The sequence below is a fragment of the Saccharobesus litoralis genome (genome assembly GCF_003063625.1).
GTDB classification, from domain to species: Bacteria; Pseudomonadota; Gammaproteobacteria; order Enterobacterales; family Alteromonadaceae; genus Saccharobesus; species Saccharobesus litoralis.
Window position 1 is genome coordinate 2,630,595 of the sequence record NZ_CP026604.1, and the last position, 24,499, is coordinate 2,655,093.

Here is a 24,499-nt window from a genome sequence, read left to right on the forward strand (position 1 = left end):
GAACATGAACAACAATTATCGACTAGTCTGGAATCATATAAGCCAAGACTGGCAACCTGTATCTGAATTAAAAAACCGTCGTACTAAGCCTGGTGCGGCCATGCTAGCACCTAGCTTGTTAGTTAGCTCGCTGCTGGCTAGTGCATCTGCCTTAGCTGAAACCAATCAAGCCTTAACGACACCCGCCGCTTACTCGGTTAATTATCAAGCTATTGCGCAAAATGTCGCGCCAATTGCCATTGATAAATCGACCTTGCCGACACAAGGCGAAATCAAAGTGGGTCAAGGCGCGATCCACTCGCACAACAGCGACATGGTGATCAATCAAACCAGTCAAAAATTAGGCATAGATTGGCAAAGCTTTAGTATAGGTAAAGATGCCAGTGTTACCTTTGTGCAACCGGGGCAAGATGCCGTCGCATTGAATCGCGTTGTTGGTCACGATGTCTCTTACATTTTCGGTAAACTCAGCAGTAACGGCCAAGTCTTTTTAACCAATACCCAAGGTGTGCTATTTGCTGAAAATGCGCAAGTCGATGTCGGCGGGATTGTGGCGTCTGGTTTGGACTTATCGCAAGCGGATTTTGCTAACGGCAATTATCATTTTACCAGTGAGCTTGCCGGTAAAGTCAGTAACGAAGCTGATATTAATGTTGCAGTGGGTGGTTACGCGGCATTATTCGGTAGTGAAGTGGAAAACAACGGTGCTATTAACGTGCCGTATGGCGAGGTTATTTTAGCCTCTGGCCGCGCAGTTGCTGTCGATATTACCGGCAATAACTTGATCAGCGCAGTTATCACTCAAGGCGCGCACGACGCTAAAGTGACTAATAGTGGTGAGCTTATTGCCACCGCAGGTACCGTACGCATGGACGCTCAGTCAGCGCAATCCACAGTCGGCGCCATTGTTAATAATGATGGCATTATTCGCGCCAATTCGATTGTCGAGCAAAATGGCGAAATTTGGCTAATGGGCGATGTGGTGTCGTCGGATGGTGAATTAAGTGCTGATGGCGCTGATTCTGCACAAGCAGGTCATATTCATATTCAAGCCAATGCCGTCGCCTTGGGTGGCAACATTAGTGTTGATGGTAGCGAAGGCGGCACAGTTAATGTGGTTGCAGGCGATCGTTTATCTTTAGCGCAAAGTATTACTGCCCGAGGATATACCGGTGATGGTGGGCATATAGAGCTCGCATCGGCTGGTGGCATTATTGAAAGCAGTTCCAGCGTAGTCGATGCTCGTGGCCAGCAAAATGGTGGCGAGTTACATATTGCCGCGGCGGCTGGTATAGCGTCATCAGGTAAGTATTTAGCTTCCGGCCAACAAGGCAATGGTGGGCAAGTTGATGTAACCGCAAATAGTATTCATATGCTAAGCGCCAGTGTTGACGCAAGTGGTGCTAAGCAAGGTGGTTTAGTGCGCATTGGCGGGGAGTTTCAAGGTGGCAAAAACAATACGCAAAATAGTGAAGAGATTGAATTAGCCTTTGTTGAACGCTGGCAAAATCAAGCCGAGCTCACCAACGCAAGTCGCGTATTTATTAACGACGGTACCCAAATTGATGTTAGCGCTAGTCAAGGTCAAGGCGGTACTGCTGTTGTTTGGGCTAATGACGAAACGACCTTTCTTGGCCAAATCGATGCTCAAGGTGCTGCGGGCACCCAGTTAGGTGGTGCGGTTGAAATATCGTCTGGCCAAGATTTGAAAAAAGCCGAACTAAGCCAAGTACACATTGGTCAAGGCGGGCAACTATTACTGGATCCCAAAAACCTTATTATTGGCAGTAGTGATGATTTATCAAACTGGCAGTATCAGGCCGTTTTAGAAAGCGTTTATGCATGGAAAGCCACCACAGCCCAAATGCAAGATGGTGATCAGCTAGGTAGTTCATTGGCACTAAGTGAAGATGCTAGCCGACTAGCAATTGGTGCCATGGGTGATGATGGCGCGGCTAACAACCGTTCTAACGCTGGTGCTGTGCATTTATATCGCTTTACCGACAGTAACTTTTCTGGTGGCGAACTAGTTGGTTCGATCGGCCAAGGTTACCTTGGTGGCGACAACATTAATATTAGCTTAGATGCCCAAGATAATTTTGGTTCCGCGTTGGCATTTGATGATGTTGCCGAACATTTAGTTATCGGATCGAAAGGAGATGATGGCCTAAATAACAGCATTAATGATGCCGGTGCTGTGTATTTGTTTACCTTTGCCGAAAGTGATTTAACCGGTGGTCAGCATATTGGCACCCTAGGTGCGGGTTATACGGGGGTGGCTAATGTCAGTTTAGAGGCATTTGATCAGTTTGGCTCTTCTGTGGCGTTGAGTGATAGCGCGGGCTATTTAGCGGTTGGCGCTCAAGGCGATGATGGGCAAGACAATAGTGTTAGTGGTGCAGGGGCTGTGCACTTATTGACGTTTGGCGCAGACAGTTTTGCTAGCGCAACAATGTTAGGAACAATAGGCAGTGGCTATACAGGCACCAATGATTTCAATATTAGCTTAGACAGTAATGATAGCTTTGGTGCGGCAGTAGCGCTTAACAGTGCGGCTACATCTTTATTGGTTGGTGCTAGCGGTGATGATGGTTCCGCCAATAGTGTGGCTGATGCAGGGGCGGTTTATCAAATTAACTTTGGTGGTGGTGCCTTTAGTTTACCCTTCATTAACCGAACGATGGGAGCAGGTTACACAGGTACGGATGATATTGACCTAAGTTCAGTGTTGGACGCAGATGACGCTTTTGGTAGTGCAATAGCTGTTAGTGACTCAGCTACAGAGTGGTTAATTGGTGCGCCAGGGGATGATGGCCAATCTAACGTATTAAGTAATTCAGGTGCGATTTATTTATTTGATTTTAGTTATTCGCAAAATCATCGCGCAACGCTAGGGGTTGATTACAGCCATACTAATAGCTTGGATTTACTCTTAAGGGAAAATGATAATTTTGGTTCAGCCATCGCGGTTAATAGTAATGCGACTCGGGTGGTAGCCGGTGCGGTTAATGGGGTTGAAGACAACTCACTTAGTTCTAGCCCTGGCTCTTTGCACTTTTTTAACTTTTCTACATCGGGCTTTAATAGTGGTTCGTTAGTGGCGCGTTTAACTAATCAAGTCTCGTATCAATATCAGGCCTCTAGCAGTACCAACAATGATTCTGATTATATAGGCACATCCGTTGTATTAAGTGACGACGCTACTCTGTTGGCAATTGGAGCTAGTGGTGATGATGGTTTTGATAATTTAGCCGCCAATACTGGGGCCGTGTATTTAATTAAATTTGCTGATGGTAATTTCGCCAATGCCGATTTGATTGGAATTTTAGGTGAAGGCTATAGCGGGGTTAACAATCTCGATATTGATTTAGATGGCAATGATCAATTTGGTTCGTCTATCGCTTTAAGTGGTGATAATCGTAACTTAGTGGTGGGAGCTCGGCGTGACGATGGCTTCGATAACGAGAGTACAGATAGCGGAGCAGTTTACTTATTTAGATTTTCTGATGCGGCATTTAGCAATATTGCGCATTTAGCCACGATAGGCGATGGGTATAACTCGGGTAAAGATGTAGATGTCGCGCAATTAGATAGTGGTGATCACTTTGGCGCAGCTGTTGCGTTAAACGAAGATGGTAGTGGTTTAGCCATTGGCTCACCATTGGATCGTGGCCTAAATAATAGTGGTTCATATCAATCAGGTTCAGTCTATTTATTTAGCTTTACCGATGCGGCTTATACGGACGGTAGTCACGTTGCAACCATAGGCGATAACTATATTGGTACGAATGATATTCAAGTATCACTCGATAGCTATGACTACTTTGGCCAAGCCATTAGTTTAAATAGTGATGGCACACGGATGGCGGTGGGGGCGTATGGCGGTGCTGGAGCCAGCAATGCAGCAGGCGATAGTGGTGAGGTTTACCTATTTAGTTTTACCGATAGCAATTTTACTTCCGGCACTCACAGTGGCACGTTAGGGGTAAATCACAGCGGCACACGTGATTTAGACGTTAGTAATCACATTGCCAATAGTGACTACTTTGGTTATTCACTGGCTTTAAATGCCGATGCTAGCCGACTAGTTGTTGGGTCTTACGGTGATGATGGCGCGAGTAACAACTGGGATTCAGGTGCGGTTCATTTAATTACCTTTAGCGACAGTGATTTTAATAACGCGGCTCATGTAGGAAAAATCGGCTTTGGCTACCAAGCAACAGGTGATTTAGATTTAACCAGCCATCTTAATAATTATGATTATTTCGGTGCGGCAGTTGCATTAAACGCAGATGCGTCGCGTCTAGTGGTCGGCGCTAATCGTGATGATGGTCGTCAGGGTAATACATCTGACTTTGGCGCTGTGCATTTAATTAGTTTTACCGATACTAGCTTTAGCCAAGCCAGTTTAAGCGGCAGTATAGGGGATGACTATCAAGCGGCGGCGTCACAAAGTTTTGATCTGGTCGATAATGTAAACTGGTCTGCCGACAATATTGGTGATGCGATTGCGTTTAATGCCGATGCTAGCTTATTGGCAATCGGTGTCTCGGGCGATGACGGCTTTGGGGTTAACAATTATGCAGACTCAAATTACGGTGCCGTACATTTAATTCAGTTTGCTAACAATGATTACACACAAGCTAGCTTGATTGGCACCCTAGGCTATGGCTACGTGGGTAGTCAAGATCTCGATTTAACCACACAGCTCGATGCTAACGATAATTTTGGATCTGCGGTTAGTTTAAATGCCAGTGGCGATCGCTTAGCCGTTGGCGCGCAATTCGACGATGGCGCCAATAACAATGATACTAATGCTGGTGCTGTCTATTTATTTAGGTTTACAGATAACTCTTTTGGCGGCGCAAGTCACTTTGCGACAATAGGTGAAGATTACACAGGTAGTAATGATTTAGATTTAAGTGCGGTACTTGATAGCTATGATAATTTGGGTAGCGCACTAGCTTTTAATGCCGATGCCACACGCTTGGCGATTGGGGTCAGATACGATGATGGTTTAAATAATAGTTATTATCGCAACGGGGCGGTTTATTTAATTGGCTTTAGCGATAGCGATTTCGCGGCAGTTAATCATATTGCGACATTGGGCTCAGGCTATGTAGGCACTAACGATATTAATCTGTCTGCACATTTATCATCTTCCGATTATTTTGGTTATAGTTTGGCGTTTAACAGTGTGGGTGATCGTTTGGTGGTCAGTGCCCAACTAGATGATGGCGCGAGTGATAATGTTTGGGATAGCGGCGCGGTTTATTTACTGAGTTTTACCGATACCAGCTATAGTGATGGGTTGTTGGTGGGTAAAATAGGTGACGGCTATAGTAACACTGGAGATATTGACTTTAGTGAGCAGATAGATAATTACGATTATTTTGGCTCGTCACTGGCGTTAAGTGCTGATGGTCGCAAATTAGTGATAGGCTCGCGCTACGATGATGGCTTTGAAAATGCATTTTCTAATCGAGGTGCGGCGTTTATTTTAGACTTTGCTGATACGTCGTTTGCATCGGGCACGCTCAGTCAAACCTTGGGTGCAGGCTACATAGGCACTAATGATATCAATATCCACCTTAATGCATCCTATGAATTAGCAAGTGCTTTGGCTTTAAGTGCCGATGGCCAGCGTTTGGCTATAGGTGCTCAATCCAATAACGCGGATAACTTGCTACTGTTTGATTTAAGTACGACGCAGTCCGATGAATTTTTGGCTTTAAGTGCAGATATAACTGACGAGCCATTATCCGTGATTAGTATGCGGCAGTTTAATGGCTCGCAAAGTGCTTATGGTGAATTTTTAGGGCAAGCATTAGCTTTAAGTGATGACGCTACGCGCTTAGCGATTGGCGTGCCAGAAGATGATGGCTTTAACCCTAACGGTCCTTTTGATGTTAATGATCGCGGCTATGGCGCGGTGCATTTAGTCAGCTTTACCGATGGCAACTTTGCAGGCGCGAGTTTAACCGCCACTATTGGCAGCGGTTATGTGGGTAGTAAAGATATTGCGCTAAATTTAGATAGCTACGACTATTTTGGTTATTCAGTGGCGTTTAATGCTGATGCCAGTCGCTTAGCGGTTGGCGCGTTATTGGATGATGGCGATGGTGGCTCGTCTAATTCGGGGGCAGTGTATTTATTTACCTTTGACGATAGCGATTTTAGCAATGGCCAACATCAAGCCACTTTAGGTGAGGGTTATTCAGGCGCTAAAGATCTCAATCTCAGTTTAGATTCTTCCGATTACTTTGGTGCATCAGTTGCCCTTAATGGCTTGGGTGATCGTTTAGCGGTGGGGGCCGAGCGTGACAATGGCTTTAATAATACACTTGATGATCCGGGAGCTGTGTATCTCTTTACTTTTACCGATACCGAATTTGGCGGTGTGTCACATGTTGGTACTTTAGGTGAAGGTTATGTAGCTACAGGCGATTTGGATTTATCAGCTAGCTTAGATAGTAATGACTATTTCGGCGCATCGCTTGCGCTGAGTGCCGATGCTACGCGCTTAGCTATTGGTGCTAAATATGACGACGGCTTTGAAAACTCAGGCAGTACGGCTGGCGGTGCGGTTTATTTAATTAGCTTTACGGACAGCGCATTTGCGGGGGCGACCCATACTGCCACTATAGGTGAGAATTATGTTGGCACCAATGATATTAATATCGACAACAATAGCTTTGATTATTTGGGATGGTCTGTAGCGTTAAGCTCAGATGCCAGTCGTTTAGCGGTAGGCGTACCGGATTCTGATGGTTTTGAGTTTGCTACGTTTACATCCGGCCGAGTCGATCTGTTTAGCTTTAGTGATACTGCGTTTAGCTCAGGCAGTCGTATCGCTATTATTGGCGACAGTTATGTTGGCGAGAAAGACTATAATCTCAACCTAGATGCTGACCGCTTTGGTTATTCTGTCACTTTGAATGGTGACGCATCTCGATTAATGGTTGGCGCCTTAAATGGTGATGGCTTAAATAATCAAGAATTAGAAACAGGTGAAATATACGGCTTTAGTTTCAGCGATACTGATTTTTCCGACGCTAGCCAAGCCCTAATTATAGGCAGCGGTTATGATGGAGCTAATCGTTTTAATAGCCAATCCTTTATCAGTGGTACGCGCCATTATGCGGGGGATTCATTAGGCTCTGCGGTTGCATTAAATGACTTAGGTAATTTAATGGCGATAGGTGCTGCGAATGCTAGTAGTGCTACGTTGGATTATTTGTCCTACGGTGCGGTGTATTTATATGAATTTGCCAGCGATGACTTTACCCGAGCCACTTTGAAAGGGGTTATAGGTAAAGGCTACTCAGGCGGTAATAATCTGGCGCTTGATCTTGACGTAGCAGATGGCTTTGGCAGTAGTATTGCGTTAAATGCTGACGGTTCGCGTTTAGCGGTTGGCGCACCGCAAGATGATGGTGCCAATGACGATATTAGTAATGCTGGCGCTGTGCATTTATTTAGCTTTAGCAATACGCAGTTTGCTGGTGGACAACATGTTGCGACTATCGGCGCACAATACAACACAGGTCAAGATGTTGATGTGGCGCTAAATATTGAAGCTGAAGATAACTTTGGTGCGAGTGTTAGCTTGAGTCATGACGCAAGTCGCTTAGCGGTTGGGGCAACGGGTGATGATGGCTTTGATAATACAGGTGCTTTCAATGATGGCGCCGTGCATTTGTTTAGCTTTGCAGATAGCGCTTTTGCCTCGGGTAATTTGTCGTCGACTTTAGGTAATGGCTATATTGTTAATAATGATTTAAACATTAGTTTAGATTTTGCCGACAATTTTGGCTCGGCAGTGGCGTTTAGCTCAGACGCTAGTCGCTTAGTGATTGGTGCTATCGGCGATGATGGTAAAGATAATACCGGTTTTGGTGGCGGCGTTTATTTAATTAGCTTCTCAGATACTGCATTTAGCTTGCCTGTCATAACAGGCATGATAGGTCATGGTTACGACGGTGATAATGACATTGATATCAGTAGCCAACTGAACTTTTCCGATAACCTAGGCAAGGCGGTCGCCCTAAGCAATGATGCCAGCCGCTTAGTTGTCGCAGCCAATGGTGATGATGGCTTGGCAAACTCGGCGAGTGAAAGTAGCGGTGCTGTGCACTTGTTTAGTTTTGCTAATGGCTCGTTTGGTTCAGGTTTGTTAACTGCGTCCATCGGTGAAGCTTACGTTTCAGGTAAAGACCTTGATCTTGAACTGGATTCTTATGATTTATTTGGCTCGGCGTTGGCTTTAAGTGGTGACGCTCGCCGTTTAGTGGTTGGCGCACCAGGTGATGATGGCTTTGCAAATAATGCGAGCTCCGCGGGTAGTTTTTATTTAATCGAGTTTAATGATACGGCTTTCTCGCAAGGTGAAGTTAACTCGTTAATAGGTGATGAACATCCAACCATCATTACCGAATTAGATACTATTGTGCATGGTAGTGGCTCGGTGCAAACTGAAGCCTTAGGTGCTGCGGTTGCGGTTAATGCGGATGCAACATTGATGGCGCTAGGTGTGCCGCAGGGCGTGAGTGGCAGCGGTAACTTATTTGAAGATAATTTAGGTTCGGTGCATTTATTCCAATTTGCGCAAGCTGGCGATTTTTCAGGCGCGACATTAATCAGTAATATCGGTCATCAATATTTAGGCTCGCAAGATATTAATCTCGACCTAGATGCGGATGATAGATTTGGCTCTGCGCTTGCTTTAAACGCCACGGGCGATCGTTTGGCGGTAGGCGCTGAATTTGACGATGGTTACCGCAATCAAGCTGATAATACCGGCGCGGTTTATTTATTTAGTTTTACCGATGCCGCGTTTAGTAATGGCTCGCATACAGCGACAATAGGTGAAGGCTACGCCAATACCTTAGATATTAATTTATCTGACAAAATCGACAATCATGATTACTTTGGTTCTTCTGTCGCTTTAAGTGCTGATGCCAGTCGTTTGGTGATAGGTGCTAGAGAAGATGATGGCTTTAACAATACCGGACCTAGCTTTTCAGGAGCGGCTTATTTAATTAGCTTTAGTGACAGTCATTTTGGTGGTGGCAACCACACTGCGACGATAGGTGCCGGTTATGTAGGCGCTAATGATCTCGATTTGAGTAGCAAGCTGGATTATAACGATGGTTTTGCAGCCTCGTTAGCATTGAGTAATGATGCGACGCGCTTGGTTGTTGGTGCTTATTTAGATGATGGTTTTGAAAATACCGGCGCTAACGACTCAGGCGCGGTTTATTTAATCAGTTTTGCTGATGGTAATTTTAACACTCCATCTCACACAGGCACCATAGGTGAAGGTTATCAAGCCAGTCATGATTTATCGTTAGATTTAGATGGTGATGATCATTTTGGTCGTTCTGTTGCTTTAAACGGCAGTGCCAGTCGCTTAGCGGTTGGCGCTCCGCGTGATGATGGGGCGAATAATCAAAATGGCTATGTTGGCGCCGTTTATTTATTTAATTTTGGTGATGGTCATTATGCTAATGCACAACAAGTTGCAAGTTTAGGTGTTAACTACCAAGGCTTAAATGATTTGGATATTGACCTTAGCAACTCAGATTATTTCGGCTCGGCGTTAGCGCTATCTGATGATGGCCAAACCTTATTTGTTGGCGCAACGGGGGATGATGGCGCATTTGATAATAATGCAGAGTCGGGCACGATTTATTCTGTGCGCTTCAGTGATTTGGCATTTTCCAATGCCGAGCTTATCGGTAATGTAGGTGAAAACTATATAACGGCCAATTCATTATCATTGGACAATGAAACCAGTGACATCATAGGTGAGCAATTTAGCCAAGTCGGACAGGCCATCGCTTTAAATAACGACGCTAGCTTGATGGCTGTCGGTATGTGGCAAAACGATGGCTATCAAGTTTCTGGTTTATCTAATACCGGAGCGGTTTATTTATTTTCCTTTAACAGCAATAGTCAAGCTAGCGCTTCGTTGCAAGCGATTATTGGCAAAGGCTATAGCGGCGGCAAAAACTTTGATTTAGACCTAGAGCAAAGCGATTATTTTGGTACTTCAGTCGCCTTTAATGGAATAGGTAATCGCTTGGCAGTTGGTGCAACCGGAGATGATGGGTTTAGCCAAACGCGCAGTGGCTCAGGAGCTGTGTATTTATTTAGTTTTAGTGACAATCAATATAACGATACAAGCCATGTAGCGACGCTTGGCTATGGTTATACTGGAACGGGCGATCTCGATTTCTCTAACAATATTAGTTATTCCGACGAATTAGGGTCAGCACTCGCATTAAGTCAAGATGGCACGCGCTTGGCTATTGGCGCCCACTTGGATGATGGTTTCGGTAATACGACAAGTAATGTTGGGGCTGTGTATTTAGTGAGTTTTGCTGATGGCAATTTTGCTAGCCCAAGCTTAACTGGTGTTATCGGGCATGGCTATACGGCAGATAATGATTTAGACCTAAGTGCTAACTTAAATAGTTACGATTATTTTGGTGGTGCGCTAGCGCTTAATGCGGATGGCAGCCGTTTAGCTATTGGCGCTGTTGGTGATGATGCTGCGGACGATTTAGCAACTGAATCTGGGGCTGTGCATTTGATTCGCTTTGCTGATACCAGTTTTAGTTCACCGAGTCACTTTAGTTCTGTTGGCGTGCGATATACAGGTGATAACGATATCGACCTAGATGGCAAAGTTGATACCTATGATAGCTTCGGGTCGGCTATCGCCTTAAGTCATGATGCCAGTCGTTTGTTTGTTGGCGCGCAATACGACGATGGTTTTAGTAATAATTATAGTGGTAATTCAGGGGCTGTTTATCAATTTGATTTTGCCGATTCAGCTTTTAGTAATGGTCAGCATGTCGCTACTTTGGGTGAGGGCTATGTTGGGGCGCAAGATTTAAACTTATCCTTGGCTGGCGCTGATTACTTTGGTAGTGGTTTGGCGCTGAGTGGAGATGGCTCACGCTTAGCTGTGGGCGCGACGGGCTCGGATATCACTGTCAGCAGTGGCGGCGCAGTTTACTTATTTGCTTATAGTAACGAGCAAATTGTCGATTGGCATTTGTTACCGTCTGCCAAACAAGTGGCGTTTTCTACGCTTTCTTATGATCCCGCAGATGCTTTTGGTTCGGCATTGGCCGTAAACGATGACTTTACCCGCTTGGCAGTTGGCGCATCGGGAGATGATGGTTATTTAGCGCAATCGGCCAATAACGGAGCTGTGCATTTGTTTAGTTTTGCCGCCAATACCTATAGTGGTGCCAGTCTAAATGGCACTATCGGCAAGGGTTTTAGTGGTGGTAATAATTTAGATATTAATTTACGTAGTGGCGATGGGTTTGGCTCTGCATTGGCGATGTCATCTGATGCCAGCTTACTCGCGGTTGGTGCACCATTTGATGATGGCTCGAGTGGCGACTTTGTTAATACCGGCGCGGTTCATTTATTTGGCTTTAGCGACAGTGATTTTAGTGGGGTACAGCGTTTAGGCTCATTGGGTGCTGATTACGCTGGCGGTAAAGACTTAACGGTTGATGGCCTATCACACAATGATAATTTTGGTAGCGCTTTGGCCTTATCTGGCAATGGTTTGCATTTAGTGGTAGGTGCCACAGGTGATGATGGCTTTTTTAATGATGCAGCTGCCGATACTGGCGCCGCTTATTTATATACATTTACCAGTGATAACTTTACCGGTATTAATCAAGTCGGGATAGCGGGGCGTGGTTATCAAACCTCAGGAGATATTAACTTAGGGTTAGAGGATGGCGATAAGTTTGGCTCTGCCTTGGCGTTGTCAAACGACGCCTTGTTATTGGCGGTTGGCGCAACGGGTGATGATGGTAGCGCAAATGCGACAATAGATGCCGGTGCGGTTTATCTCTATCAATTTGCCAGTACAGGTTTCACTGGCGCTAGCTTAAATTCGACGCTAGGAGCGAATTATACAACGGCTAACGATATTAATCTGGCTACGTTTTTAGACAGTAATGATGCACTAGGTAGTGCGTTAGCGTTAAGTAACGACGGCAATGTATTAGCTATCGGTGCGCAATATGATGATGGTGATTTAAACGCTGTCACCAATAGTGGTGCGGTTTATATTTATGACTTCATTAACAGTGATTTTTCCAGCCCAACTTTAGATAGTAAGTTTGGCCGTGGTTATACCGGTTCGGGTAACCTTAATGTAGCCGTTGAGCAAAACGACCGATTTGGTGCTGCGTTAGCATTAAACGGCGTTGGCGACAAAATAGCAGTGGGGTTACCTGGGCGTGATTTAAGCTCAGGCTTTACCCTCAACAATACTGGCGGCGTATTCTTGTTTGGTCCGCCATCGGTTGATTTAAATGGCTTTAATTTTGCTGACGACCAATCCGCGACCGGCAGTGTGTCGATTGAAAGCTTAGTCTCGGTTTTAAGTGCCGGTACAGATATTACCTTGCAAGCTAACAACGATATTACGCTAGCGAATGATTTAGTGGTGAGCGGAACAAACGGCGGTAATATTAGCTTTATGGCTGGCCGAACTATCGCATTATTTGGTGATTTAACTTCGGCAAATGGTGATGTATTACTTAAAGCCAATGCCACCACCACAGATGGTGTTATTGCTAGCGAGCGTGATACGGGCGCAGCCGGTATTAGTATGGCCAGTGGCACTAGTATAAACGCCGGAACGGGCGCTGTTCATGTGTTGTTGGCTGATGGTGATGGCTTAAATGACAACACTTCAGGTGCAATCAGTCTACGAGACATCACTGCACAAAGTATTGTTGTGGAAAATCTAGGCCCAGCAGCCGGCAGTGACTTGGTATTGGATGGGGTGCTAAGTGCGACCGACGATGTGTTATTAGCCACCTTGCAAGGTAATTTACAGAATAATCACGGTGCTGATGCTGTGAGTTCATCATCTGGCCGCTGGTTGATTTATACCGGCCATTGGCAAGATAGCACCGAAGGTGGCTTAGTGGGTGTCGCGGCTAGCGCTGCCCCGCGTATTTACAACACGACTTATGTTGATCAAACAACAGCTAATGGGGCTCTAGCGGGTAATCATATTTTCTATCGTAGTCAGCCGACGGTTGATATTGCCGCAGATGATTTTGCGTTTAACTATGGCGACACGGTGCCAACCTTTACTTATCAAGTAAGCGGTTTGGTGGCAGATGATGGTGTAACAGATACCTTAAGTGTGGCGGGTATCTCTGCCGTTACGCTAAGCGAACCAACCGTCAATAGCCAAGGCCGCCACGATGCTGGCATTCATGCTATCACGGTGAATACCACACAAGATTTAACTAACTACGGCTATAACCTGACGACAGACAACGGCCAGTTAACCGTTAATCAAAAGCACTTAACCTTAAGTGACGCTGTGGTTAGCACTAAGGTCTATGATGGTTTAACCAGTGCCACAGTCGAGCAAATAGGCACTATTTCTGGCGTATTGTCAGGTGACGATGTCAGCGCGGATCTGTCTGGCGCTATCGCCAATTTTGTTGATAAAAATGTGGCGAATGATAAACGGGTTGGTATTACTAATGTTAGTTTAAGTGGTCTATCTGCCGGTAATTATAGCGTAACTGATTTAAGCGCCACGGCGTCGATTACACCTAAAACCGTCACCTTATTAGACTTTACCGCCAATGACAAAGTGTACAATAACAACAATATTGCCAGCTTTAACTATGGCTCGCTTGATGGCTTGGTTGGTACAGAAACGCTAGGTATTTTTAGTAGCTCAGCCACCTTTACAGATGACAATGTTGGAACAGATAAAACCGTTACCTTAACGGGCGGACAACTCTCTAACGGTTTAAATGGCGGTCTTGCGGCTAACTATGTATTAGCCGATGTTAACTTAACTGATACCGCGAATATAACACCGCGTGATCTCACCGTATGGGTTAGTGCGATTGACAAGGTTTACGATGGCAGCACAAGCGCCGATGCTCAAGTCACGCTCTATTCGTTTAATGATTATTCTTCGGATGACTTAACCTTTAGCGGCGATGCGACTTTTGCTGATAAAAATGTCGGTGTCGATAAAACGATCACGGTTAATAATATTGGCTTATCGGGGGCCGATGCCGCTAATTACAATCTTCTTAATGTCAGCCAAACTTATAATTCTGCAGATATAACCCAACGTGAATTGCTAGTAACGCTAGATGCGCAAGACAAGGTTTATGATGGCACAACATCCGTCGTGGTTAATTTAACGGATGATAGGGTATTGGGTGATAGCCTAACCATTAATGGCGATTCGGCTTTTCTTGATAAAAATGTCGCTAGCAATAAAACGGTTGCGCTGACTAATGTGTCTTTGTCGGGTGCGGATGCGGGCAATTACTCTGTGTTAACGTCATTTACCAGTACCGCCAATATCACAGCTAAGGATTTAAGTTTAGCCGGTGTTAAAGTTTATGATGCGACCACTCTCGTTGCGGCCAATGACTTAGGCTTTGTCGGGCTGGTACTTAATGACGATGTGACTCTTGCGGGTACAGGTTTAACCCAAGATAAAAACGTGGCAACGGGCAAAACCCTAACCCTAGATAGTTTTAGCTTAGCGGGTACGGATGCGGGTAATTACAGCTTAAGTAGCGGTCAGGTTGATATTACCCCTAAAGCCATCCCAGCGTTTGGTAGCCAAGAATATGATGCCAGCATTAACGTGCAATTTGGCAATTTAGCCTTAAACGATATACACGAAGGTGATGTGATTAGCCTTGGTGGTAGTTCAACCATGGCTGATAAACATGTTGGTCAAGCTAAGGTGTTAACAACCGGCTCACTAACCCTAAGCGGCACAGATGCCGCTAACTATAGTTTAGCCAGTGCAACCGTCGATATAACACCTAAGATTTTAAGCGTGACTGGCGTAAGCGCTAGCGATAAAGTTTACGATGGTACAACCAGTGCGCAGATCAGTGGTTCGGTTAACTTTAGCGCTTCGTTTATCGACGGAGATGATGTTGCCTTAAATCAAGCGGCCAGCATAGACGTCGAGTTTATCGATAAAAATGTTGGGCTTGATAAAACCTTAATTATTACTGGCGATCTGTTAACGGGTAGCGATGCCGCTAATTACCAAGCGACAGCAACCGCAACTGCGAACATTAGCGCGCGTGATTTAAATGTTAGCTTTAACGCAGACGACAAGGTGTACGATGGTACAACCGCGGCGGTTAACACTATTAGTAGTGATGACAGAATACTGGGTGATGAGTTAACGATCACCGGTGAGGCTAGCTTTAGTGATAAACATGTGGGTACGGATAAAACCGTTACGCTTAGCAATATTCAAGTTACGGGCGCTGATGCGGGTAATTACAATGTGGTGAGCGATCCCACCGCGCTTGCCAATATTACCAAGCGCGATCTAGCAGTAACATTTGAAGTTGATAACAAGGTTTACGATGGCACAACAACTGGCTCAGCATCCAATTTTGCTGATGATAGAGTTGTCGGTGATACCTTAACCCTTGCGGCCGACGCTGTTTTTGCTGATAAAAATGTTGGAGTGGGTATCGCGGCCACCTTGAGTAATGTCTTACTGTCAGGCGATGACGCTAATAATTATCAAGTGGTGATCAATCCTAACGCCAGTGCCGATATTAGCCAACGCGCACTGAATATCGATTTCAGCGCGACCAACAAAATCTATGATGGTAATACCACTACAACCTCGACAATCACTGGTGATGACAGAGTCGCGGGTGATGATTTAAGCCTAAGCGCGACAGCCGCTTTTGGTGACAAAAATGCCGGTATTAACAAAGCTGTCTTTTTATCTAATATTCAAATTAGTGGTAATGATGCGGCTAACTATCGTATCGCCACCGCGCAAACCGCATTGGCTGATATTACGCCGCGCGACTTAAATGTCAGTATTAATGCCCTAGACAAAGTATACGACGGGACTACGACCGCGTTATTTACCGCAACTGATGATAGGTTAGTTGGCGATCAATTGTCAGTAGGCGGTAATGCTAATTTCAGTGATAAGCATGTTGCAGTAGATAAGGCCGTGTCGATCAGTGAGTTCGTGTTAACTGGGGTCGATGCCGGTAATTATAATGTCATCACGCAAATAGCCAATTCGACAGCGACTATTAGTGTGCGAGATTTACAAGTTACCTTTGACGCTTTAGACAAGGTGTATGACGGAACGAATGCCGCGTTATATAACAGCAATTCAAATCTTGTCGTGGGCGATGATATTCAAATATTAGGCGATGCGGTTTTTGCCGATAAAAATGTCGGCACTAACAAGCAAGTAAGTTACAACGTCAGCTTATCCGGTGCGGATGTGAGCAACTATAATTTAGTTAACGCTAATTTAACCGATACAGCGGCAATCACGCCAAAAGATCTGGCTTTAAGCTTAAATGCCGAAGATAAAATTTACGATGGTACGACAAGTGTCATCTTTAGTCTGAGTGACGACCGAGTTGTTGGTGATGATTTAACCATTAGCGCCGATGCCGCATTTGCAGACAAAAACGCTGGGCAAGATAAGCTAGTTAGCTTAAGTAATATTGCACTGACAGGGGTTGATGTTGGTAATTATATTGTTAGCCAAAATGTCACAGACTTAGCCACCATTAATCGTAAAGAGTTGTTAGTGACAGTGGGTGTGGCAGATAAAATTTATGATGGTACTCGCGATGCTAGCTTTACTGAAGCGGCGCAGCTTAGTGGCTCTGTGATTGATGGCGACGATGTGACGGTGGGCTCGGTGGATGATTTAGACATTTTGTTTAGCGATAAGAATGTCGGTACAGACAAAGCCATGGTCTTGGTTGGTGACTTATTTAGCGGCAGCGATGGCGACAATTATCAAGCGGTTACGCATTCAACGGCTTCTATTACACCAAGAACCCTCAATGTCACCATTAGCGCCGATGATAAAGTTTATGATGGTACAACCCTAGCGACTGTTAATACAGCCGATGACAGAATTAATGGCGATGATTTATCTATTGTCAGCACCGGCTTGTTTAATGATAAAAATGTCGGGCAAAGTAAAACAGTTACCTTGTCTACCGCTGAACTTGGCGGTGATGATGCGCTTAACTATATAGTGACAGACTTTAGTGCGACCACCACAGCCAGTATTACGCCAAGAGACTTAAGTGCCAGTATTACGGTAAACGACAAGATCTATGATGGAACTCGACTGGCTAATATCACCATTAATGACGATCGCATTGCCGGTGATAGCTTAACCTTAAGTGGTGACGACAGCCTATTTGCCAATAAACATGTTGGCGAGAATAAAGACGTTACATTGAATAATATTCAAGTGGCTGGAATTGATGCGCTTAATTACAACTTGATAACGAGCTCTGCATCTGGCCAAGGGCGCGTAACACCGCGCGACTTAAATGTTAGTATTACCGCGCAAGACAAGGTGTATGACGGTACAACAAGTGCAAGTGTCAGCCAAACTGATAACCGTGTGACAGGCGATGATTTAACCCTGAATGTCGGTAATGCTAGCTTTAATGATAAACATGCCGCAACTAATAAACTTGTGACTCTCAGCGGTATTAGCATAAGTGGCGCTGATGCCGATAATTATATTGTTAATCAAACAGCAAGTGATTTTGCCGATATAACGCAACGAGAACTTACGGTTACCTTAACGGCAGACAATAAAGTTTATGACAGTTTAACCACGGCGGTTGCCAATATTACCAGTGACAACCGGATTGCTGGTGATGAGCTGAATTTTGTACCAACGGCTGAGTTTGATAACAAGCATGCCGCAAGTGGTAAAACCGTAAGCTTAACTCATATTGCCTTATCCGGTGCTGATGCGGGTAACTACCAATATGTGTCGGGTTCAGCTACCACAAGTGCCGATATTAGCCAGCGTGATCTGCTGGTGACTATTGAAGGCCAAAATAAAATATACGATGGCAGCACAACGGCAATATCTAATGTGGTCAGTGATAATCGTATTTCGGGTGACGATATTAGCTTTAACCCGCTGGCTAAATTTGCCGATAAACACGTAAGCCAAGATAAAGCCGTAACCTTAACCAGTATTGGCCTAACAGGGGCTGATGCGGGTAACTATAATGTTGCAGTGGATGCCACTGCGTTGGCTACGGCTAGCATTACCCCGCGCGACTTAACCATAGGTATTAATGCCTTAGATAAAATTTATGATGGCACAACCTCAGCCGTCGTCACGCCATTTGACGATCGCGTAGCGGGTGACGAATTACTTATCATGGCAAATACCGCCAACTTTGCCGATAAAAATGTTGGCAATAACAAAGCGATCACCTACAGCCAAATTGTTATTAGCGGTGCGGATGCCGGTAATTATAACTTGTTAAATACCACAGCTTCGACATCAGCTAATATTACGCCTCGTGATTTATTAGTGAGTATTAGTGCCTTAGATAAAATTTATGACGGCACAAGTTTAGCGTCGGCTAATGTAGTCTCTGACGATAGAGTGGTGGGGGATGATTTAACTTTTGCCCTGAGTGCTTTATTTAACGATAAACATGCCGCCAATAATAAAACCGTTACCTTGACTGATCTTGAGCTGAGTGGCGCGGATAAGAATAACTATCAAGTAGCGAATACCCTTGTCGCGACCACGGCGAATATTACACCTCGACCATTAAGCCTAACAATTCAGGCAGAAGATAAGATTTACGATGGCCTAACGAATGCTAATGCGACTGTGATAAGTGATAACCGCATAACGGGCGATATTCTGGGTTTTGTAGTTAATGCTGATTTTTCTGATAAACAAGCGGCGCAAGATAAAACCGTTAGTTTAACAGGGATCAGTTTAACAGGGGCGGATAGTGCTAACTATGATGTGACAGCCACTACGGCCACCACCACAGCTAACATTAGTCAGCGAGATCTCGATTTAAGCTTGTCGGCGCAAAGTAAAACTTACGATGGTAACACCTTGGCTACGGTTGACCTTGTTAGCGATAACCGAGTGGCGGGAGATGATCTTGGCTTTGATATTAGCGCCAGTTTCGCCAATAAAAATGCGGCACTTGATAAGGCAGTGAGTTTATCTGCGGTTAATCTAAATGGTCAAGATGCGCCTAACTATCGAGTCGCGTCATTCACAACGGATTTAAGCGCGACTATCCATAAGCGCGATTTGACCTTAGCGGCTAGCGCAACGGATAAAGTTTATGACGGCAATACTAACGTCAATGCTGTGATCAGTAGTGACGATAGAATAGCTGGTGATGACTTAAGCTTTGTGTTTGACGCTGCATTTAGCGATAAAAACGTTGGCAGCAATAAATCGGTTACCTTAAGCAATATGTTGCTTAACGGTGTGGATGCCGGCAACTATCAACTGGTTGCTAGCTCTATTGGCTCGACCGCCTCAATTACAGCACGAGATCTTAATTTAACCTTAGGTGCTACTGACAAGGTTTACGATGGCTTAACCACTGCTAATGCGAGCGTAATCTCTGATGATCGTATCGCCGGTGATAACTTAGCCTTTAGTCACAATGCGGCATTTAACAATGCCAATGTAGGTAACAATAAACCTGTTACCTTGAGTGATTTTGTCATGTCGGGTAGCGATGCGCTTAACTACAAGGTTGTGGGGCAAACTAGCTTAGCGACTGTGGCTAATATTAGCCCAGCACCACTGACGATTAGTGCGCAAGATGCTAGCCGAATTTATGGCGATGTTAATCCAAACTTTAGTTTTGCGATTAGCGGTTTTGTTAACGGCGAAGATGCGAGCAGTGCTGGCTTAAGTGGTGATGCAACATTTAATGTCAGTGCTGATCCAACAACCGCAGTCGGTACATACAGTATTACTCCAGCGGCTGGTAATTTAACGGCCGCTAATTATCAGGTCGTCAACTTTAATAATGGCAGTTTAACTATTACTCCACGGCCATTATCCATTCTGGCGAACAATGTGGTGCGTTTTCCTAGTGAAAGTGATCCTCAAGTGTTTGGATTTTCAAGTGCTGATGGTGGCTTAGTTAATGGTGATACCTTGGCAGCGGTTACAGTGCCAACCCCTGACGGCAGTGCCACAGCGGTTGGTGGCGATGTGCTAGTACTGTCACCGACTAATGCAACCTTTGCCACAGGGAATGCCGCCAACTATCAAATTGAATACCTTGACGGTTATATGATTATTTTGCCAGAACCTATTGTTAATAAAACGGGGCAGTCTCAACCGCAAGATCAGGCTTTCTTCCTTGAAATTGATCCTGAAGAGATCGCCACGGTTAATAACGAGTTAGAGCAAGTGGAATCTGTGGTCACTAGCCAAGCCGAAACCACCTATAGCGAAGTGACGGCTCAAGTTTCTGTGGTTGAGCCAACTAGTGCAACAGATAACAGCGCGGTAGCAACGCCGATCACTCGCGCTAGAGTCACACAAATTTCGCAAGGGGTGTCGGCTGATATTATCGACCAATTACGCAGTATGCCTATGGTTAGTGTTAGCGGTGCGACGAGTATGGGTGATTTGTTTGGTTTGACCACGGCCAATAATCGCTAGTCTAATTAAGGAATAAAAATGATAAATAAAAACATCCATTTGACTCGGCAATTGACAGTTAAATTGAATGCTTGGCTTAAGACAAGTTTGGCGCTGTTAATTTTAATCAGCTCCACCTTGGCGTTTGCCGATGATAAAACCAGTGTGTATGACGATATGCGTAAGTTGTTAGGTGCCGAGGATTATCAAGCGGCTTATGTTCTAGGCTCTCGTTACAAACTATTGCAAGGTGAACCGCACTTTGATTATTTGTATGGTATAGCGGCCATTAACTCAGGGTATTTACCTCAGGGTATTTTAGCGCTGGAACGATATTTAAAAGCGGTGCCAACTAATGACAGAGCTCGATTAGAATTAGCCAAAGGTTATTACGAAATTGGTGCCTATGCTCGAGCTCGTCAAGAATTTGAATTTGTTTTGCGTTACAACCCGCCGGCTAATGTACGTAATAAAATTCAGCAGTATTTAGATGCTATGCAGGCTGATAGCTTGATCAGTAAACGCAACAAAACAGGTAGCTATTTTGAATTAACGGCAGGTTACGATAGTAATTCTAATGCGGGTACTTACAACAACGAAATCGAATTTGGTTCTAATACGCCTGATCTCGCGGTGCGCACGGCCATTACCGATCCAGATGCCAAAGAAAACCCCAGTCGCTTTGTGCAGTTAACTTTGGGCAGTCAATTTTTAAGACGTGTGGGCGGAGGCTTAGGGGTTTATGCCGGATTAGATTTAGACACCAAGCATTATTTTTCAGCTCAGCAATTTGATACTGACACGCTAGCAGCTTACACCGGATTTTCTTTTTTAAAAGGTATTGGCCTGTATCGCTTAACTTTGTCTGGCTCTAAGTTTTTTGTTGGTGGTAACGAGTACCGCAATACCTTGTCTTGGAATGGTGAAGCGCGTTATGACTTAGGAAGCGGCTACGAAGCTAGCGGTATTGCCCAATACTCTGAGTTAAAACATGCTGATGCTTCTAGTAGTCAAGATGCCACAGTATTCACCCTAGGTTTAGGTTTGAGTAAACAGTTTAATACCAGTTGGAAACCTAGGTTGGTGTTGCGTACCACTTGGTCGCAAGATTCCAATTTAAACCAAAGGGTGGACCTTGATAAACAAACAAAATCACTACGTTTATCTGCCAGTGTAACCCCTTCAGCCAAAAGTAATTTAGCGCTTAATCTCGCTTATCAAACTGCCGATTATGCCGATTCATTTTCTAACGACTTTAAAAATATTCGTGAAGATGAATTGTGGCAAACCTCACTTAATTACAGTTATTTACTGAATAAAAAATGGTTGTGGCGCACCAGCTTAAGTTGGGCTGAAAATGATTCAACCCGAGATATATTCCCTTATCGCCGTGGCACAGCATCTATGTCACTTAGATACTTATTTTAGGAGAGGCAAATGAAAAAATTACTAACCTTATTTGCCGTTAGTGTACTGGGCATATTGCCAGCTAGCCATGCGGTGCAAGTAATATCGGTGGCCGGAAAAGCTGAACAAGTGACAACAACTTCAGCTAAGCCACTAGAACACAGAGAGACTTTACCTTCTGGTATTATTTTTCAAACCGGAAAAATAGGTAGCGCGCAATTACTGCTTAACAAAGGTGAAATTGTAACATTGCATAGCGAGAGTACCGCGCGTATCGACGATAAAGCCCGAGTTAACATTAAACTAACTCAAGGTGGGCTTAACGTATTGAGCGATAGCGGCTCGTTACAAATTGAAGTCGATAATTATTTGATTAATGTTGGCGGTTATTTTGTGATTAAGCTTTGTGATGAAACTTGCCCTGATAAACAAGGTATTTATGGCAAAGTGATAGGTGGCGAGGCAGTTATTGAATATCCCGGTGGGCGCGTTGTCATGCAAGACAAACCCTTCTGGATGCCATTTAATAATAGTGGTCAGCGGCCCACTATGTTGGCTAAACAACCGGATAGTTTAACTGAAACTGCACAACTTGCCGCAGCCGAAAAAGCCAAAGTGCAATTGGCAGATAAAATTCGTAAAGGCATGGCGGCTTTCAAAGCGGGTGATAACCGCACCGCGTTAAATCTATTACAAGAAGCAAAAAAACAAGCGCCATCAGAAAGTTTAACTTCTTATTATTTGGGATTGGTTTATTTAGAAATTGAACAAAATGATTTGGCTTTAAAGCACTTACAAGATTTTCAAAAAGACGCACCACAGCAAGCGAAAGATCGCGGCGTTAATCAAATCGTTACCCTATTACTGACCAACCAATTACAAGATGAAGTGAGTCGCGCCTTGGCGTTAGAAAATCAACTTTCTCAACAACCGGTTGAGCCGGGCTCGGTCGCGGTACAGCCGTTTGCCAATAATAGCGATCCGCGCCACAACGTATTGGCTAAAGGTATTGCCGCCATGATTATTGCTGATTTAAGCCATGTACCGGGTTTAAAGGTATTGGAGCGGCAAAAAGTTCAGCAACTCACCAACGAAATTAAACTCAGTGACTCAGGCCTAGTTGCGCAAGATGCCGCAGTAAAAGCTGGGCGGATTATACGAGCTGAGAATATCGTAATCGGTAACTTTGGAGTCGACAATGAATAAGTTCAAACTATGGTTAGCCAAGTCAGCCTGTTGTGTTCCTTTGCTGTTACTGAACAATACCCTGTTAGCTGAGGATTTTGCCCTAGAGAGTGCCATTATCAATAGCACAACTCAGCAAGCCATTGGCGGGACAAAAGAGACCGGCAGCATTAACCAATTCTTTGTTGCGCAAAAAAAGGTTGTGTACTCGGCGTTACAAGGCTTAGGTGTCGATTTTGATCAATTGCCAGCGTCAATTAAACGCAAAATTGAAAAGTTTCACACCACTAATTTTGAAGCCTTTCATATGTTTTCGATGGGGTTGGATGCCCAAGACCAAGGTAAGTTTGCCGAGGCTAAGGCCTTTTTTGAAAAAGCCATAGAGCTTGATCCTGATTTTGGTTTAGCCGGTGACTTAAGTGTCGCGATGCCGCCAACCAATGTGCAAGGTAAGGTGCAATTACGTGCCGCTATCACGCAAGCGTCCAAAAACGCCGCTAGCGCCGGTAAAGCGTCAATTGAAGTGGATATGTCAAAAGCCATGGCGGCCTTAGCCGCGGGGCGTAATGTGGTTGTAGGTACTAAAGAAAACGCGCCGCGCCCTGAAAATAAACCTGGCGAAGCGTTTACCAGTAATGAAGCCGGTGATGAATCAGACTTTTTACCGCCGAATGTGATTGGTTTAAGTTACGAGCAACTGGTTAACGCTAATGCAGTGGTATCTATAGCCTCAGTGAATGCTGTGGACAAAGACAATATAGGTTATACCGCGCAAGGTGAATTGGAATCTTTTGGTAGCTCAGAAGCGCTGCTCGCTCAGCGCAATAATGCCAGTAATAGCGTAATAGATTCGTTAACCTTAGCTGATGGCAGTACAGTGCAATGGGGGGCTTGGAATAGTGCCGATGGCAATGCTTTTTCACTAACCAAAGAAGGTCAAACCATAGCTAACTTGCAGCCTGAATTGCGTTACATGATAGGTGAAGGGACTAGGCAATTACCGGGAACCGGCAGTGCGACTTTTACTCCAGCCGGCGGCCATTTAAATAATGTATCTGGCAATATTAATGTCGATTTTGTTAATCGAACCGTGCAGCTTAATGAGTTGGGCTTTGATATAGGTGACATTTCCTTTGCCGGTTTAAACAGTTCGACAACCTATGATGATAATGTGTTATCACAAGGGTTTAACGGCAACTTTGAATCGGGTAGCTGCATTGGTTGTCGCTCGTTTTCAGCCGAGGCGAGTACCTACACAGGCAACTTTTTAGGCAATAACGCCGATGGTGTTATGTTGTCGACCATGATGACTACGGTATCAGACAACCAAGCCGGCACGGTGGACGCGACAGTGTCAGGAACCCATGTTTTTATTAAGCAATAAGGTAC

The 24,499-nt window shown here is 44.7% G+C and carries 4 protein-coding genes; all 4 read left to right on the forward strand.

Translation table 11 applies throughout. From position 1 onward, the window contains the following. Positions 1-4: 4 nt before the first annotated feature. From C2869_RS09305 to C2869_RS09320, 4 genes are read left to right on the forward strand one after another with little or no spacing between them, the layout of a single operon-like run. The gene (locus tag C2869_RS09305) at positions 5-20,539 is read left to right on the forward strand and encodes a YDG domain-containing protein (protein ID WP_108602675.1); all 20,535 of its coding nucleotides are present in this window, start codon (positions 5-7) and stop codon (positions 20,537-20,539) included. Positions 20,540-20,557: 18 nt separating this feature from the next. Next, on the forward strand, positions 20,558-21,946 hold the full coding sequence (locus C2869_RS09310; protein ID WP_108602676.1) for a hypothetical protein: 1,389 nt from the start codon (positions 20,558-20,560) through the stop codon (positions 21,944-21,946). A gap of 9 nt (positions 21,947-21,955) precedes the next feature. Beyond that, a complete protein-coding gene (locus tag C2869_RS09315) occupies positions 21,956-23,131 on the forward strand; it encodes a CsgG/HfaB family protein (protein ID WP_108602677.1) in 1,176 nt (391 codons plus the stop codon). Next, positions 23,124-24,494: a tetratricopeptide repeat protein gene (locus C2869_RS09320; protein ID WP_108602678.1), complete on the forward strand. Its 1,371-nt coding sequence runs from the start codon at positions 23,124-23,126 to the stop codon at positions 24,492-24,494. Before C2869_RS09315 ends, C2869_RS09320 begins: the two co-directional genes overlap by 8 nt. Positions 24,495-24,499: the final 5 nt, after the last annotated feature.

What these genes read in the sequence shown, in the direction of transcription:
- C2869_RS09305 (WP_108602675.1), top strand. Translation starts at nt 5, where the DNA reads ATGAACAACAATTATCGACTAGTCTGGAATCATATAAGCCAAGACTGG.
- C2869_RS09315 (WP_108602677.1), top strand. Translation starts at nt 21,956, where the DNA reads ATGAAAAAATTACTAACCTTATTTGCCGTTAGTGTACTGGGCATATTG.
- C2869_RS09310 (WP_108602676.1), top strand. Translation starts at nt 20,558, where the DNA reads ATGATAAATAAAAACATCCATTTGACTCGGCAATTGACAGTTAAATTG.
- C2869_RS09320 (WP_108602678.1), top strand. Translation starts at nt 23,124, where the DNA reads ATGAATAAGTTCAAACTATGGTTAGCCAAGTCAGCCTGTTGTGTTCCT.